The following is a 14,620-nucleotide window of genomic DNA, read 5'->3' as shown; positions in this document are numbered from 1 at the left end:
CCCAAACCGTTTCTTTTTCATTAAAGGCAGATTTCATTTCATTTTCTCCCTTTCCTTTTAAAATAACATTTAAGTTTATTTTTCTTGACATCTTGCTGACACAAAGAAACGTTAAAGTAAGAGTATCACAAATATAAAAATAATTTCATTCCAATAAACTTGAAAACTTTGAAGGAGTCGATTTTAATGGTAACAATTTATACTACTCCAAGCAGTTTAGCCTGTCGTAAAGCAAAAGCTTGGCTTAAGAAGAACGAAATTTCCTTTAATGAACGTAACCTATATTCCCAACCTCTTTCTATAGAAGAAATAAAAGAGATTTTACGTAAAACGGAAGGCGGGACAGATGAAATCATCTCAACCCGTTCCAAAAAATTCAAAAGCCTGAATATCGATATAAATAATACACCGCTTAATGATCTTTGCAAGCTTATTCAAGATAACCCGGATTTACTTCGCCGGCCAATCATTTTCGATCATAAGAACTTGCATGCAGGATATAATGAAGAGGAAATGGGACGCTTCCTTCCAAGGAAGGTCCGTCATGTACAATTATGGCGGGCAATCAGCCAATTAGCTTAATTAGTTAGCATTCTGCATAATAAGAGGGTTGTCCATTACAAGGACAACCCTCAGTTTGTAGACAAAAGGGGTTCGGAATTAAAAAATTCTGAACCCCTTTTGAAATTCCCTTTGAATTTTCGCCTAAAGTTTAGAGATTGGGGCTCTACGAGCCCACTATGTTAGGCCATTTTTGGACCTTGCCATGTCCAATTGGCCATCTTCTTTAAATTAATGGCAGCGAAAGTAAGCATCGCCTGCATCGACAATTTTTTAAGTCCCCTTAAAGTAGTCCAACGCATACCATGCTTTTCTTTTGCATCTGCGAATACACGCTCAATCGTTTCTTTACGTTTTGCATATATAGGTTTTACATCTTGATGATGACGCAGATGATCTGCTTCTTCCACATGTGTTTGCCAGATATGCCGTGTCACCACTTTTTGACAGTCTTTGCTTTCTGTACACCGAGATAAAAATGAGCATGTTGTACAAATTTGTTTTGGCGATTTGTACTCGCGATAGCCCTCTTTATTTGTTGTTGAGTACTTTAAAGTTTCGCCCGAAGGGCAAAGGTAACAATCAAAATGTTCATCGTATACATAGTCCTGTTTGCGGAAAAATCCTTCTTTGGTGCGAGGACGTGTATAAGGTAAAGCCGGTATGATTTCTTTGTTAAATAGGTAGCTTGTAATCGCTGGTGTTTTATAAGCTGCATCTGCGGCAACGGCTTCCGGTTTTCCAACTTTCTCAATCACTTGTTCAACTAGTGGCTCTAAGATCTGACTGTCATGTGTATTTCCAGGTGTTACAATCGTTCCCAATACAAAACCGTTGCGGTCTGCGGCCGCGTGGAATGAATAGGCAAACTGTTTTGTTCGTTCATCTTTCACATAGTAGCCACTCTCAGAATCCGTTGTACTTTCTTTAATCTCTTTGGTCTCTTCTTTATCAAATTTATCTGGTGGAAAAGGCTTTTTTCCATGGTTTTCACGATCTTGATTGATTTCTTCTTGAAGACGTCCTTGATACGCTCGTGTTTCTTTACGAACGATTTTCTTTTCAAATTTCCGTTTATTCGCACTGGCTTTCACATGTGTGGAATCCACGAAAACGTGTTCAGCACTTATTAACTTTTTATTAGCAGCTGTCATTAAAATGCGATAGAAAATCTGTTCAAACAGATCTGTATCTTTGAAGCGTCGCTCATAATTTTTCCCGAACGTAGAGAAATGAGGTACTTTATCATGGAAACCATAGCCTAAGAACCAACGGTAAGCCATATTGGTTTCAACTTCTTCAATCGTTTTACGCATGGAACGAATACCGAAGGTATATTGAATGAAAGTCAGTTTAACTAAAATAACTGGATCAATACTTGGGCGTCCTACCTCTGAATACATATCTTTCACCAAGTCATAAATGAAAGTGAAGTCAATGGCAGCCTCCATTTTACGAACCAAATGGTTCGGTGGCACCAATTGATCTAAAGTAATCATTTCAAGTTGATCTCGCTGAATAGAATCATGTTTAGAAAGCATCCTCATCACCTCAAGTTTTAATACTTCTATTTTAAAACAAACATGACTCCAGGCAAAAGTGTTCTATCTAAAAGGTAAGACAAAGTTGATTGGAACGGAAGGTACGAGACTCCTGCGGGAAAAGCGCGTCTAGGGGAGACCCCGCAGGCGAAAGCCGAGGAGGCTCCCCGACCGCCCGCGGAAAGCGAGTGCCTGGAGTGGAAATCAACGTCCAAATTGTACAAGCCATAAAAATAGACAAACTCGATTTTCATCGAGTTTGTCTACAGTCTGAGGGTTGTCCATTACAAGGACAACCCTTTTTTATATTTGATCCGCTTTTTCTATGACAATCGTGAAGATGGTGCCTTGTTCATTGCTATCCTTAAGCACAAGATCTCCCTTTTGCGCTTTTGCGAGCATCTTACTGAATGGCAGTCCCAAACCTAAACCGCGTACCTTCAACTTTTTGTTTTCGCCTCGATAAAATGGTTCGAACACATATTGCTGTTCATGCTTGGGAATCCCCCGCCCGCTGTCCAGAACATCAATGCAGATTCGTTCTTCATCCTTTTCATAAAGATGAATCGCTATTTTGCCTTTGCCGTCAAGTGCATGTCTGGCATTATTCAAAAGGTTAATGACGATTTGCTGCATCCGCAAAGAATCAATTTGACCAAAGACCGGTTCATCAGGAACTTTTATCTCAAAAGCGAACGCTTGATCATCATCTTGGGTCACCTGCCAGCGATAGGCGATTTCCTTAATGAATATATTGATATTCTCTTTTTGCACCCGGATTTTAAAAGCGCCTGCCGAAATGGCATTATAATTGAGTAAATCCTCTATCATACCTTGTAAACGCTGAGTTTCCTTTAAGGAAATATCGAGGAATTCCTTACTTTGCTCTCCCTTGACGACATCATCTTTCACCGCTTGTATCAGTCCGCTAATGGAAGTGACTGGCGTTTTCAAATCATGGGTTACGCCCGCGAGCAATTCCGCACGCAACTTCTCCATGACCTTCAATCGATTGGTCATTTCCTTAAATGATTCTATCAGTTCATAGATTTCTTCTTCCTTGATTTCCTCTTCCTCTTTGAAATGGATATCATAGTTGCCTTCACGAACCTGGACCGCGGCGTTAGCTACGTCTTGGATGGGGCGCGAAATCTGCCTGGAAAGAAAATAAATGACGCCCGTTCCGAGAATCAGAAGTCCTCCAATCATGATCGCCAACAAGCCATGATCTTGGTTGATTTCCTTCAATGCCCCTTCTTCCTGGGCAATGACCACCCAGCCTCTCGTCTCATCATTGAACGTAATGGGGGATTTGACGACATATACTTTGTTGTCGGAAATCTTGACCTTCTGGACCAACTCCGTATTTTTCATGATGACGTCCGGGAGTTTATTTTCATCCGGATCGATATACAACTGTGGCATCGTATATATGATGGTGGCATCGGGATCGACGATATAGATGATTGGCTGTTGATTCAGATGGAGGATTTTTTCCCGTTCCTCAACAATTTCCGAAAGGATCGGGCCAACGACAATCTGGCCATTTTCCTTAATCGCCCGATCGGATGTTTCATCCGCTAAGTACTTTAGAAGGCTGAGCCTATATTCCAAAGCCGTTTTTTCCATCCACCATAAGGAAAAAACAGATAATAATATCAAACCGGAAATCAAGGTCAATACGTATCTCTTTGTCCAATAGCGTTGTAAAGTGGTTCTTTTTTTAGTTTTCATAGACACTCAATTGATACCCCAATCCACGCAATGTTTTTATTTCCCCCTCAGTTACCGGCCATCCATCTATCGCCTTCCTGATTCGTTTGATCGCCAGGTCCACTGCACGGTCACTGCCGTCATAATCCATGCCCCACACCTGGTCGAGCAGCTGCTCCCTCGTGAAAATTTGATTAGGGTGCTTAGCGAAAAAAACGAGCAGAGACAAATCACGCGGCGTCAAGTTTATCTCTTCCCCATTCAAATGCACCATATATGACAGATCATCGATGGTTAAACTCCCAAATTCGTGCACATGACCATCTTCCGTAGCAACCGATGATGATGACCTTCTTAAAACGGCATGCACCCGGGCCACGACTTCTTCAGCAACGAAGGGTTTGGAGATGTAATCATCCGCACCTGACTTAAATCCCGATAATCTGTAATCGACATCTGTCAGTGCAGTCAACATGATAACCGGACAGGTATCGTCCTCACGAATTTCCTTCAATATATCCCAGCCTTCCTTACCCGGCAGCATGACATCTAGCAGGACAAGGTCTGGCTTCGTTTCTTCAAACATTGGAATGGCCTTTAGCCCATCGTAAACTTGGACTACATCAAATCCTTCCCGCTCCAAATATGCTTTCAATACCATTGATATGGCAATTTCATCTTCTACTACAAGAATTTTCTTCATATATGGATTCCTCCTTCCTGAATTATAGTGGAATTATTTTGTATATGCTAACTATTAAAAAACACCAAGCCTTTTCCCTCAATTTTACCCTTTTTATGTGTCAGGATTATGTTCGCAGTAAAATTAACCGGTGTTTTCACTTCGTAACTTTGTGTAAGTGATCTCGATTCATTTTAACAGGAATGCCGCTACATGATCGTAAAAATCATACAGAAAAACTATAAGCTCCTCACTACACTCTAAAGAGGCTGGCTCTAAACTGAGCCAGCCCTTTTCAATTACATGTCTCGTGTGGATTGGGACAGCCCGCTTCCTGCCTTTCCACTTGGATCGTGCTATGTTCAATTCCAAACTGATCATGAAGTAGTTTTTGCGCTTCTGCTAAAACTGAATCGTGATTACCGTTCTCATCTATGACAACATGGCAGCTCATTGTAAAAAAACCAGAGGTGATCGTCCAGATATGGAGATCATGGACATCGGATACACCTTCCAATTCCACCAAGGATGCTTTCACTTCATCCATATCGACTTGGCCTGGTGTGCCCTCCATCAAGATATGGAATGAATCCCTCACTACCCTAAAACCGCTGATAATAATTAAAATCGCGACGATGACGCTCGCAATCGGATCTGCAATTCCCCAATCGAAAAAATAAATCAAGAGTGCGGCCGCAATGGCACCCACAGATCCAAGCATATCACCAATGACATGTAAAAAAGCACTTCGCACATTCAGATTGTCTTCTTTATCTCCGCTCATTAAAATCCAGGCGGCAATGACATTAACAAGTAAGCCGATGATTGAAATCATTAGCATTCCCATGCTTTGAACCTCAGGAGGATCCAGGAACCTCTTAATTGCCTCTACGAAAATGAATACGGATATGACGATCAATGTCAATCCATTCAAACAAGCAGCTATGATCTCAAACCGTTTATACCCAAACGATTTGGACGATGTCGCTTTCCTTTCCCCCAACCTTATCGCTGTATAACTAAGCCCTAATGCTGCCGCATCGCTAAGCATGTGACCTGCATCCGACAGTAAAGCCAGACTATTTGTCAAGAATCCCCCAATGACCTCGACTATCATAAATGTGGAGATTAATAAGAAAGATGCCAACAATGCTTTTTTATTGTTAGAATGGTGGTGTCCGTGCCCATGATCATGGGAGTGACCATGATGATGTCCCATGCCATCCCTCCTCTCGATTTGAAACTTATATATAGTATGGGATAAATCCAGAATGGTTTCAAATGATTCACTTCCGGTATTCACTGGCTGTAAAAAGAGCGATCAAACGGGCAGGAAGTGAGTTTTTATGAAAAATAAAAATCGGCCTTCAACCAATTCAAAGTAAAAATAAACGCTACAGACATTCCCTGCAGCGTTTTCCCCGTTTATTTATCCTCTTGCATCGTATCATCGACAATGGCAAACAGATCCTTATTAAACAATTCATCATTACAGACAAGACTATGCCGTTCCATCTCTTCCTGCTCTTGAATTACCTGTTCATTTTCCTTCATGACCTACCTCCAGCTTAATGATGTTTGCCTATTAGCGTATCCGCAGGCATGTACCTTTATGCTCAACATTTCCCCATACTTCACCTTTTATAAACGTCTTAGGCCTGCTGCCCGCCATGGAAGGCACGTATAATGAATTCATGCTCTGGAACTTGTAAGCTTTGGTACGATGACAGGAACGATGTATTATCATAGGCCACTTTTTCAAGCTTTACCTGAATACCCGCATTTTCAATTGAAACAATGGCATAAGGAGCAACTGGTTCACCATTACAGCCAAGAGAACCAGGGTTCAGGAATATCGTTCGGTCATTTTTATAAAGGTGGATAGGATGATGGTGTCCGAATGCTATTAAATCGTGATGCTGATCTTTGAAAAGCATTTCCAAGTTATTTAAACTCGGTTCAACGATTTTACTATATGGATTTTGGCTTATGTGCTCATCCAATTTCTTCGATTCCATGTGATAATGGGTGAAGTAAACGGAGTGATCATTAATGATATGATGTATGGTTCGAGGCAATTTTTCCAATTCATTTATGAATTTCCGCTGCATCCTTTCAGCTATCCATTCATGATGCTCCTTAACATGAATATGTCCGTCCGGATGCGGCTCCCCGTTAATGATGGCCAGGACAGCTTCATCATGATTTCCAGTTATCATCGACAAATCATTTCTTGAAAATAAAAGTTCAAGGACTTCATTTGTATCAGGACCAATCCCAACCATATCTCCCAAACAATAGAGACGATCTATTTCTTCCCTTTTGTCAATATCCCTAAGGACGGCTTTTAACGCTGAAGCATTACCATGCACATCCGTTATAATGGCAACTTTCATGACTTAGTTCAGCTCCCTTCCTCCACAATCCACATGGTATATTATAACATTTAAAACGAAATCAAAAAAATATTCGGGCTTAATCCCTTGATTTGCTCACGCCCATTTTTTATGAATAAGCAAACACTTCGGCCTAGAATACATAGTATGAAGTATTCCCGGTAAAGATGTTTTGCTAGGTATGTAATTCATAATATATATGAGGAGGAAATCAAATGGGTGGAAATGGTAACGAATGTTGTGGCGGCGGTTTCGATAACGGATTCGCATTGCTGATCGTATTATTCATCTTGCTGATCATCATTGGATGCAGTTGGGGATTCGGCGGCGGCTTCGGCGGATGCTGCTAATAATGACATAAATCAAAAAGGCGCCTGATCATGGCGCCTTTTTTGTTATGGATTGACTTTTTAGTTTTTGTTTTTACTATTCCAAAGAGGCTTTCCCTCTTCAAACTTTTATTACATAATATGAGGAATGGTATATAAATTTTTAGATGTTAACCTAGGGAAAACCTTCTTCTAGACATGGACGGATGGCAAATTAGGTACCTTCCGCACTCAAATCATAAAAGGGGCAGAGAGCCTGCTCAATCCATCCTCCATATGTTTTTTCGCATCTTTCATCATGCCATCAAGTACTTCCTTTACCGTGGGTATATCGTCAATCAATCCGGCAACCTGGCCGCTGTTCATAAAACCATTGGTAACATCCCCGTTCATCGCTCCATTAATATGATGGACTTCAGAGGTCATTTCACGATAATTCACGGGAGACAGTCCCTGCTTCTCCATATCCAGCACTTTCTCGGTATAAGGGTCCTTCAATACCCTCCTGACCTGTCCAAATGATCTGCCCAAAATTACCGTATCATTGCCCATCGCTTCGATTAGTTTCTGCTTATATGATGGGTGGAACGGTGCTTCTTGTGTAGCAATCAGCCTGGTTCCCAATTGGACGCCTGAAGCCCCCAGCATCAATGCAGCTGCCAACCCCTGCCCATTGCCTATTCCGCCAGCGGCCAAAACGGGAAGCGTCACATGCTTGCTGATTTGCGGAATGAGTGTAAACGTCGTCATTTCCAGGTTCGAGTTGATGCCGGCAGCTTCAAACCCTTCTGCCACCAGCACATCTGCCCCTGCATCTTGCGCTTTTTGTGCGTGCTTGACCGACGCAACGATGGCAATCACTTTTATATTCTTTTTTTGCAATAGTGGAATGAAAGGGGCAGGATTCCCTGCAGATAAGGAAACTACAGGTATATCATGCTTCAGGACAAGATTCACTAACTCATCTGTATATGGACTAACGTTTATTGGAATGTTCAACGCAAAATTGTTATTGGTTTTATCTTTGGTTTCGAGAATGATGGCTTCTACCTGTTCAGGAGTCATGGTACCGCACCCTATGGTTCCCAGGCCCCCTGCATTGGATACTGCAGCCGCTAGACTTGCATTGCTTATATTCCCCATGCCGCCTTGAATAATTGGATATTTTATCGCAAAAAGTTCACAAATATATTTCACTTTCATCCCTCCCAGTCAATTTAATGTTATACTATATTCATTAGAAAAACAATTCTGACTTTTTAAAAAAAGGAGCGAGACTATGATTATTCCGTACAATAATAAAAAACCATCCATTGATGATACCGTTTTCGTGGCACCGGGTGCTCATTTAATCGGTGATATTTCGATTGGGAAAGAATCGACCATTTGGTTCAATGCGGTACTGCGCGGTGATGAAGATTCAATTACAATAGGAGAAAAATGCAGTATTCAAGATAACTCCACCATTCATTTATTTGAAGGATGCCCGGTTGTCATTGAAGATGAAGTGACGGTCGGTCACAATGTCATCCTGCATGGTTGTAAAATAGGCAAACGATCCATTATTGGTATGGGTTCCACGATATTGGATAATGTAGAGATCGGCGAAGAATGCATCGTCGGAGCGAACACATTGATTTCCTCTGGCAAAATCATACCTCCACGTTCATTGGTCATTGGTTCCCCGGGGAAAGTGGTTCGCCGATTGAATGATAAAGATCTTGAATTGATCCAACTTTCCATCGATACATATGTTCAAAAAGGGAAAGACTTCAAGGTGATACTTGATTAATTATTGCAAGGAATTTGAAAAGAGCTTCGGCAAGTCGTCGTTAACGGCTGGCCGAAGCTCTTTTTCACTTAATGATAAGTGGATGGTCCTTGGCATCATAGGTTTCATCTTTCCGGCATAAATCATTGTTTTCCTGAAATACGCTTTCAAAGAAACGGCTTGCTGGTTCAGCCAAGACTTGATAATATTGGCTAAATAAAAGAGCAGCATGATTCCCATTCCACTTAGAAGGCAGAAGTTCCTTTGGCAGGCCCGGATCGATGAATAAAAATTTACGGTATTCATGCACCAAGTTCGTTCGTTCCACAAAACAATCTGCATCGGACATTTCGCCCCTGCTAATGATGCTTTGATGAACGATGAATTGTTTACTGTATTTCTCGATGAATTCTTCATATTTATTTTCAATCTCTTCTAATTGCCAGCTCTTCTCTACAAGCGATTGGTTTTCTTTTGGACCTTTGTACTCCGAGATGAAAAAATCAACATATTCATCTATGTCATATTTCTCGATCAAGCGATTGATTTGCTTCTCCAAATCATTGGGGGAAATCCAGCAACCGCTTGAAAAACTGCCAAACCCGCTCCATAATAATTCTTTGCGGAGATCATCCCGTAATTGCCGCTTATCTTCAGGGATCGTGTACATTAAGATGCGCCATTTACCGTCCCATTCATTCGGTTTCATCTTATATATGCGATTGGCCGCTTCATCCATTCTCTGCACACCGCGATCAGTCAAAAAATAATAGCTTTTATTTCCCTGCTTCTCTGACTGAATCCACCCTTGCTTGACCATTCGTGAAACGGCTACACGAACGCCCTGCTCATTATGGCCGAATTCCTTTAACAAACGAATTAAACTGCCTATCCAGATTTTACTTCCATAGTTACGGATATAATCGCCGTATATCGTAAAAATCATGGATTGTGTATTAGTACCTATCTTTCTCACCTCGTCCTAACATTGTTACTATTTTCACACGGAAGACATAATAATTATTATATCTTTTTAAAATGAAAGCGCAATATTATTCACCAGTAAATCGCGCTTTTCTCCGTTCACTAAATGCCAGGAGCGCTTCCGATCTATCTTGAGTCGGAATGGTCAATTCATAGGCTTTTCCTTCTATGGCCATTCCCGTTTGCAAGTCCGTATTCATTCCTTGGTCAATCGCATATTTGGCTTGTTTGACTGCAATCGGTCCATTCTTCATGATATTGTCTGCCAATTCCTCACAGGCTGACATAAGACGATCCCTAGGCACGACCTTCAAAAGGATCCCTAATTGACATGCTTCTTCCGCAGTCAATTTTTTAGCGGTCAAGATCAATTCCTTCGCCTTCATTTCCCCAATCAATCTCGGCAGCCGCTGTGTCCCGCCTGCTCCCGGAATAATGGCCCAGCTAGTTTCAGTGAGCCCCAAAGAAACACCTTCCGCAGCAATTGCAAAGTCACATGAAAGCAGCCATTCAAATCCTCCCCCCAATGCATATCCATTGACGGCAGCCATTGTCGGCTGCGGAAGCCCTGCGATACTATTAAAAACATCGCGTATCGCTTTAACGTTCCTTCTTACTTCTGCATCATTCAAAGACTTCCTTTCTTTCAAATCCGCTCCCGCGCTGAATGCCTTTTCCCCTGCACCGGTGAAAATGACGACACGGATATCGCCGTCATAATAAACGGCATCGATGACTTCCTGCAGTTCACAAAGTGTCTCATAGTCGAAGCAGTTCAATACGTCGGGCCGATTCACTGTTATATAGCCGATTTGATTTATCACTTTATAAATAACCTTGGACATGAGTCTCCTCCCCTTTTGAAAAAATGACCCTTATGCAGATAAAATTAATAAGGGCCCTACGCTTAATCATTCTTTATCAATATTTTCTATAATGGCGGATATGCCTTGGCCTACGCCCACACACATCGTTGCAAGGCCATAGCGTACTTTCCGCTTTTTCATTTCGTGGACGAGTGTTGTTAAAATACGCGCCCCGCTTGCACCGAGCGGATGGCCAAACGCTATTGCACCTCCGTTGACATTCACTTTCTCCTGATCCAATTTCAATTGGCGGATGCACTCCAAGGATTGGGAAGCAAATGCTTCATTCAATTCGACCAGCCCGATGTCTTCAATCTTCAAACTTGCCCTCTCCAATGCTTTTTTAGTGGAATGAATCGGGCCAAGGCCCATAATGGACGGTTCCAAGCCCGCTACCGCCCCTACAACATATTTGGCCAGAGGCTTCAATCCAAGCTCCCGTGCTTTTTCTGCACTCATCAAAAGCAGTGCCGAGGCTCCATCATTTACACCTGAAGCATTACCGGCGGTTACAGTGCCGCCTTTAAAGATCGGTTTGAGTTTTTCCAGCTTTTCGATGGTCGTGTCAGGACGAGGGTGTTCATCTTTATCGAAAATGACCTCATTCCCTTTTCGATCCGTATATCGAACAGGTACGATTTCATTAATGAAACGCTCATTTTCCACTGCGTTTTTCGCCCTTTGCTGGCTTTGATAAGCGAATTGATCTTGGTCCTCCCTTGAAACAGAAAAACGCAGGGCAACGTTTTCAGCCGTTTGAGGCATGGAATCCGCACCATACATTTCTTTAAGTTTCTCATTCGTGAAACGCCATCCGATCGTTGTATCCTGAAGCTCCATTGAACCCCGCGGAAATTCACTCTCAGGTTTGGCCATGACGTACGGCGCCCTTGTCATGCTTTCAGTACCCCCTGCGATATAAATATCGCCTTCACCGACTGCAATGGAGCGTGCTGCATACATGACGGCATCCAATCCGGATCCACATAAACGATTTATTGTCGTTCCAGCTACATTTACCGGAAGACCAGCTAAAAGGGCGGACATCCGGGCCACGTCGCGATTATCCTCTCCCGCTTGATTTGCATTCCCGAAGATGACATCTTCAATTTGATCAGGCGGCAGCTCTGGATTGCGATCCATCAGCGCCTTGATTACAATTGCGCCGAGATCATCCGGGCGAACGCTTTTCAATGCGCCTTTATATCTTCCGATTGGTGTTCTCACAGCATCAATGATCACTACATCCTTCATTTCCTCACCAGCTCGCCATCTTTTGTATAATCGTACACACCTTTACCAGACTTACGGCCGAGCCTGCCAGCTTTAACATACTGTTCAAGGAGGGGAGCCGGGCGGTATTTCTCACCCAGTTTACTATGTAAATATTTTAAATTATTCAAACGGGCATCCAATCCCACCAAATCACCTAGCTCAAATGGTCCCATTGGGTAATTCAGCCCTAACTTTATTGCCTTATCGATTTCTTCTGGTGTTCCTAAGCCTTCTTGAAGCATAAAGAACGCTTCATTACCTACCAAACAGCTGATCCTGCTTGTAACAAACCCAGGGAATTCATTTATGACCACGGTCTCTTTCCCCATTTTTTCGGCTACCTCTTTTATTATGGCTGCCGTTTCATCGCTTGTTTCAAGACCACGTACAATCTCAACGAGCGGCATCCTTTGTACAGGATTGAAAAAATGCATGGCAATCGTTTTTTCGGGACGATTTCCATAAGAACCGATTTCTGTCGGACTCATCGTGGAAGTATTGGTTGCAAAGTAACAATCTTCTTTTGCATGGACTTCAATCGTTTCGAAGACTGCCCTCTTGATTTCCGCCTTTTCCGGAACTGCCTCTATGATCAAGTCGGCATATGCTGCTGATTCTTTCAGATTGGCAGAATAGGTAAATCTGCTTTTTGCAGCTGCCGCTTCTTCCTCCGTAATTTTTTGGTAGCGCAAACCCTTTTCAAAAATGGAATCGATTTCGTTTCTTGCACTTTCCAAAGCATCCTGATTCACATCCACCAATACTACATTAAAGCCCCCTATTGCTCCTACATAAGCTATTCCCCTGCCCATGACACCAGATCCGACAACCACTAGATTACTAATCATTCGTTCATTCCTCCTTCAAAAATAAATAGGGCTGGCTGCGGATGAATCAGATAAGCATTCAACCATATCTGAATTACTTTTCCGACATACCGTTCAGCCAGCCGTCTATTTTTTTGTTTTATTGAATTCCAAATGGATTTAAGGGACGGCTTCCATGGTAGGAAATGATGCTTTTCGTTTCTGTATAAAGATCAAGTGTCTCAATGCAAAGTTCCCGGCCGAATCCTGACTGTTTATACCCTCCGAAAGGTGTTCCAGGAAATGCGGAGAATGGGCAATTCACCATGACGATTCCCGCTTCTATTTGATTGGCCACTCTAGTTGCACGCCCGCCATCTTTTGTCCAAAGGGCTGAACCCAAACCGAATTCCGTATCATTCGCGAGCCTCACAGCTTCTTTTTCATCTTTGAATTTCATTATGACAACGACCGGCCCGAATATTTCCTCTTTCACTACATCCATTTCATGATTGACATTCGCTATGACCGTCGGCTCATACCAATAACCGTTTTCGAAACCTTCAATGACTGCTGGCTTTCCTCCCGTCAGGATCTTCGCTCCATCAGTAATGGCAGATTGGACATAATTGTCGATGACATCCAATTGCCCTTGATCTATGACTGCACCGATGTGTGTTTCTTTGTCGAGCGGATTGCCCAATTTCAATTTTTTCGTCTTTTCTACGAATCTGGCAACGAACTCATCGTATATGTCTTCGTGAACGTATAAACGGGATCTAGCTTCGCAAGACTGCCCAGTATTATAGAAAATTCCATATAATGATCCATCGATGGCTGCTTCAAGGTCTGCATCTTCAAAAACAATATTAGGGGACTTGCCGCCAAGCTCCAATGTGACCCTTTTTAATGTCTGTGAAGCCTTGCCCATAAGATCCCTGCCGATTGGCGTAGAACCCGTGAAGGCCACCTTATTCACTTTCGGATGCTGAACAAGGTAATTCCCTACGTCCGATCCAGGACCTGGAATGATATTGACCACGCCAGAAGGAACACCTGCTTCTAAACAGATTTCCCCTAAAACAATGGCCGTCAGCGGCGTTAACGAGGCTGGCTTAACGATTACTGAACAGCCAACCGCGATTGCAGGTGCAATTTTCCACGCTGCCATCATCATAGGGTAATTCCATGGGATGATTTGGGCACAAACGCCTACTGGCTCTTTTTCCGTATAGTTATGGAATTGACCAGGCACATTATTCACAGATCCGCGGTGTGCAACTAACGCTCCTGCATAAAACTCGAAATCTTCAATTGCCTGCATGACTTGGCCTTGCGCTGCAGAAATGGATTTGCCGCTGTTCAGGACTTCCAATTCAACCAATTCATTAAAGCGTGAACGCATGATCGCTGCAATTTTGTTCAAAACACGAGACCGTTTGTTAATCGGAGTCCTCTTCCATTTCCCGTTATCAAATGCTTCACGTGCAGCTTGAACAGCCTTTTCTGCATCTTCCTTGGTCGCCTTTGCAACCTTGGCAATGATTTCACCAGTCGCAGGATTGTACGCATCAATCGTGGAACCATCCGAGCTTTCCACTCTTTCCCCATTAATGATCAGATGATAATAATCACGCTTCATTTCCGCTTTTTCAAATGCCGCCTCTTGTACTCTAACCATGTAATCCCACTCCCT

At 42.6% G+C, this 14,620-nt stretch carries 15 protein-coding genes; 3 read left to right on the top strand and 12 right to left on the bottom strand.

Annotation, left to right across the window (positions count from 1 at the left end):
- Positions 1 to 186: 186 nt before the first annotated feature.
- Positions 187 to 582 (top strand): transcriptional regulator Spx, encoded by a 396-nt coding sequence (gene spx / locus MHB45_RS02940; RefSeq protein WP_034314875.1) that lies wholly within the window; start codon positions 187 to 189, stop codon positions 580 to 582.
- Between the two features lie 161 nt (positions 583 to 743).
- Here the strand turns inward: spx and MHB45_RS02935 are convergent, their stop codons facing one another.
- The 6 genes from MHB45_RS02935 to MHB45_RS02910 form a co-directional block, all read right to left on the bottom strand.
- On the bottom strand, positions 744 to 2,102 hold the full coding sequence (locus MHB45_RS02935) for an IS1182 family transposase (protein ID WP_072272405.1): 1,359 nt from the start codon (positions 2,100 to 2,102) through the stop codon (positions 744 to 746).
- A gap of 303 nt (positions 2,103 to 2,405) precedes the next feature.
- Positions 2,406 to 3,836 carry a HAMP domain-containing sensor histidine kinase gene (locus MHB45_RS02930; RefSeq protein WP_207118124.1) on the bottom strand — a complete coding sequence of 477 codons (1,431 nt, stop codon included), beginning with the start codon at positions 3,834 to 3,836 and terminating at the stop codon, positions 2,406 to 2,408.
- Positions 3,826 to 4,518, bottom strand: a complete 693-nt coding sequence (locus MHB45_RS02925; RefSeq protein ID WP_072272516.1) for a response regulator transcription factor — start codon at positions 4,516 to 4,518, stop codon at positions 3,826 to 3,828. The genes MHB45_RS02930 and MHB45_RS02925 overlap by 11 nt, the downstream gene beginning before the upstream one ends.
- A 274-nt stretch (positions 4,519 to 4,792) precedes the next feature.
- Positions 4,793 to 5,716, bottom strand: a complete 924-nt coding sequence (locus MHB45_RS02920; protein WP_048678785.1) for a cation diffusion facilitator family transporter — start codon at positions 5,714 to 5,716, stop codon at positions 4,793 to 4,795.
- Between the two features lie 206 nt (positions 5,717 to 5,922).
- Positions 5,923 to 6,051 (bottom strand): hypothetical protein, encoded by a 129-nt coding sequence (locus MHB45_RS02915; RefSeq protein WP_318260538.1) that lies wholly within the window; start codon positions 6,049 to 6,051, stop codon positions 5,923 to 5,925.
- 98 nt (positions 6,052 to 6,149) lie between these two features.
- Positions 6,150 to 6,893 (bottom strand): metallophosphoesterase family protein, encoded by a 744-nt coding sequence (locus MHB45_RS02910; protein WP_072272515.1) that lies wholly within the window; start codon positions 6,891 to 6,893, stop codon positions 6,150 to 6,152.
- Positions 6,894 to 7,108: 215 nt separating this feature from the next.
- Here MHB45_RS02910 and MHB45_RS02905 point away from each other — a divergent pair, with 215 nt between their 5' ends.
- Positions 7,109 to 7,243, top strand: coding sequence for a YjcZ family sporulation protein (locus MHB45_RS02905; protein WP_063577172.1), 135 nt, complete (start codon positions 7,109 to 7,111; stop codon positions 7,241 to 7,243).
- Between the two features lie 210 nt (positions 7,244 to 7,453).
- Here the strand turns inward: MHB45_RS02905 and MHB45_RS02900 are convergent, their stop codons facing one another.
- A complete protein-coding gene (locus MHB45_RS02900; RefSeq protein WP_105718791.1) occupies positions 7,454 to 8,419 on the bottom strand; it encodes an NAD(P)H-dependent flavin oxidoreductase in 966 nt (321 codons plus the stop codon).
- Between the two features lie 82 nt (positions 8,420 to 8,501).
- On the opposite strand from MHB45_RS02900, the gene MHB45_RS02895 reads away from it, so the two are divergent.
- Positions 8,502 to 9,014 (top strand): gamma carbonic anhydrase family protein, encoded by a 513-nt coding sequence (locus MHB45_RS02895; protein WP_048678776.1) that lies wholly within the window; start codon positions 8,502 to 8,504, stop codon positions 9,012 to 9,014.
- Positions 9,015 to 9,078: 64 nt separating this feature from the next.
- Here the strand turns inward: MHB45_RS02895 and paaX are convergent, their stop codons facing one another.
- From paaX to MHB45_RS02870, 5 genes are all read right to left on the bottom strand, one after another.
- The gene (paaX, locus tag MHB45_RS02890) at positions 9,079 to 9,960 is read right to left on the bottom strand and encodes a phenylacetic acid degradation operon negative regulatory protein PaaX (protein WP_095391064.1); all 882 of its coding nucleotides are present in this window, start codon (positions 9,958 to 9,960) and stop codon (positions 9,079 to 9,081) included.
- Positions 9,961 to 10,045: 85 nt separating this feature from the next.
- Entirely contained in the window at positions 10,046 to 10,822 is a 777-nt protein-coding gene (locus MHB45_RS02885; RefSeq protein WP_048678772.1) for an enoyl-CoA hydratase-related protein, read from the bottom strand.
- 66 nt (positions 10,823 to 10,888) lie between these two features.
- Complete coding sequence (locus MHB45_RS02880; RefSeq protein WP_072272514.1) at positions 10,889 to 12,097, bottom strand: acetyl-CoA C-acyltransferase; 1,209 nt, start codon at positions 12,095 to 12,097, stop codon at positions 10,889 to 10,891.
- Positions 12,094 to 12,966, bottom strand: a complete 873-nt coding sequence (locus MHB45_RS02875; RefSeq protein ID WP_340907329.1) for a 3-hydroxyacyl-CoA dehydrogenase — start codon at positions 12,964 to 12,966, stop codon at positions 12,094 to 12,096. The genes MHB45_RS02880 and MHB45_RS02875 overlap by 4 nt, the downstream gene beginning before the upstream one ends.
- Positions 12,967 to 13,084: 118 nt before the next feature.
- Positions 13,085 to 14,605, bottom strand: coding sequence for an aldehyde dehydrogenase family protein (locus MHB45_RS02870; protein WP_048678761.1), 1,521 nt, complete (start codon positions 14,603 to 14,605; stop codon positions 13,085 to 13,087).
- Positions 14,606 to 14,620: the final 15 nt, after the last annotated feature.

This window comes from Peribacillus sp. FSL K6-5616 (assembly GCF_038008245.1).
Taxonomy (GTDB): Bacteria; Bacillota; Bacilli; order Bacillales; family DSM-1321; genus Peribacillus; species Peribacillus frigoritolerans.
The sequence above is the reverse complement of the archived record's forward strand: the minus strand, read 5'-3'. Positions and strand labels throughout refer to the sequence as shown.

Coding starts and splice junctions, on each gene's coding strand:
- spx (WP_034314875.1), top strand. CDS start 187: ATGGTAACAATTTATACTACTCCAAGCAGTTTAGCCTGTCGTAAAGCA.
- MHB45_RS02935 (WP_072272405.1), bottom strand. CDS start 2,102: ATGCTTTCTAAACATGATTCTATTCAGCGAGATCAACTTGAAATGATT.
- MHB45_RS02930 (WP_207118124.1), bottom strand. CDS start 3,836: ATGAAAACTAAAAAAAGAACCACTTTACAACGCTATTGGACAAAGAGA.
- MHB45_RS02925 (WP_072272516.1), bottom strand. CDS start 4,518: ATGAAGAAAATTCTTGTAGTAGAAGATGAAATTGCCATATCAATGGTA.
- MHB45_RS02920 (WP_048678785.1), bottom strand. CDS start 5,716: ATGGGACATCATCATGGTCACTCCCATGATCATGGGCACGGACACCAC.
- MHB45_RS02915 (WP_318260538.1), bottom strand. CDS start 6,051: ATGAAGGAAAATGAACAGGTAATTCAAGAGCAGGAAGAGATGGAACGG.
- MHB45_RS02910 (WP_072272515.1), bottom strand. CDS start 6,893: ATGAAAGTTGCCATTATAACGGATGTGCATGGTAATGCTTCAGCGTTA.
- MHB45_RS02905 (WP_063577172.1), top strand. CDS start 7,109: ATGGGTGGAAATGGTAACGAATGTTGTGGCGGCGGTTTCGATAACGGA.
- MHB45_RS02895 (WP_048678776.1), top strand. CDS start 8,502: ATGATTATTCCGTACAATAATAAAAAACCATCCATTGATGATACCGTT.
- MHB45_RS02885 (WP_048678772.1), bottom strand. CDS start 10,822: ATGTCCAAGGTTATTTATAAAGTGATAAATCAAATCGGCTATATAACA.
- MHB45_RS02880 (WP_072272514.1), bottom strand. CDS start 12,097: ATGAAGGATGTAGTGATCATTGATGCTGTGAGAACACCAATCGGAAGA.
- MHB45_RS02875 (WP_340907329.1), bottom strand. CDS start 12,966: ATGATTAGTAATCTAGTGGTTGTCGGATCTGGTGTCATGGGCAGGGGA.
- MHB45_RS02870 (WP_048678761.1), bottom strand. CDS start 14,605: ATGGTTAGAGTACAAGAGGCGGCATTTGAAAAAGCGGAAATGAAGCGT.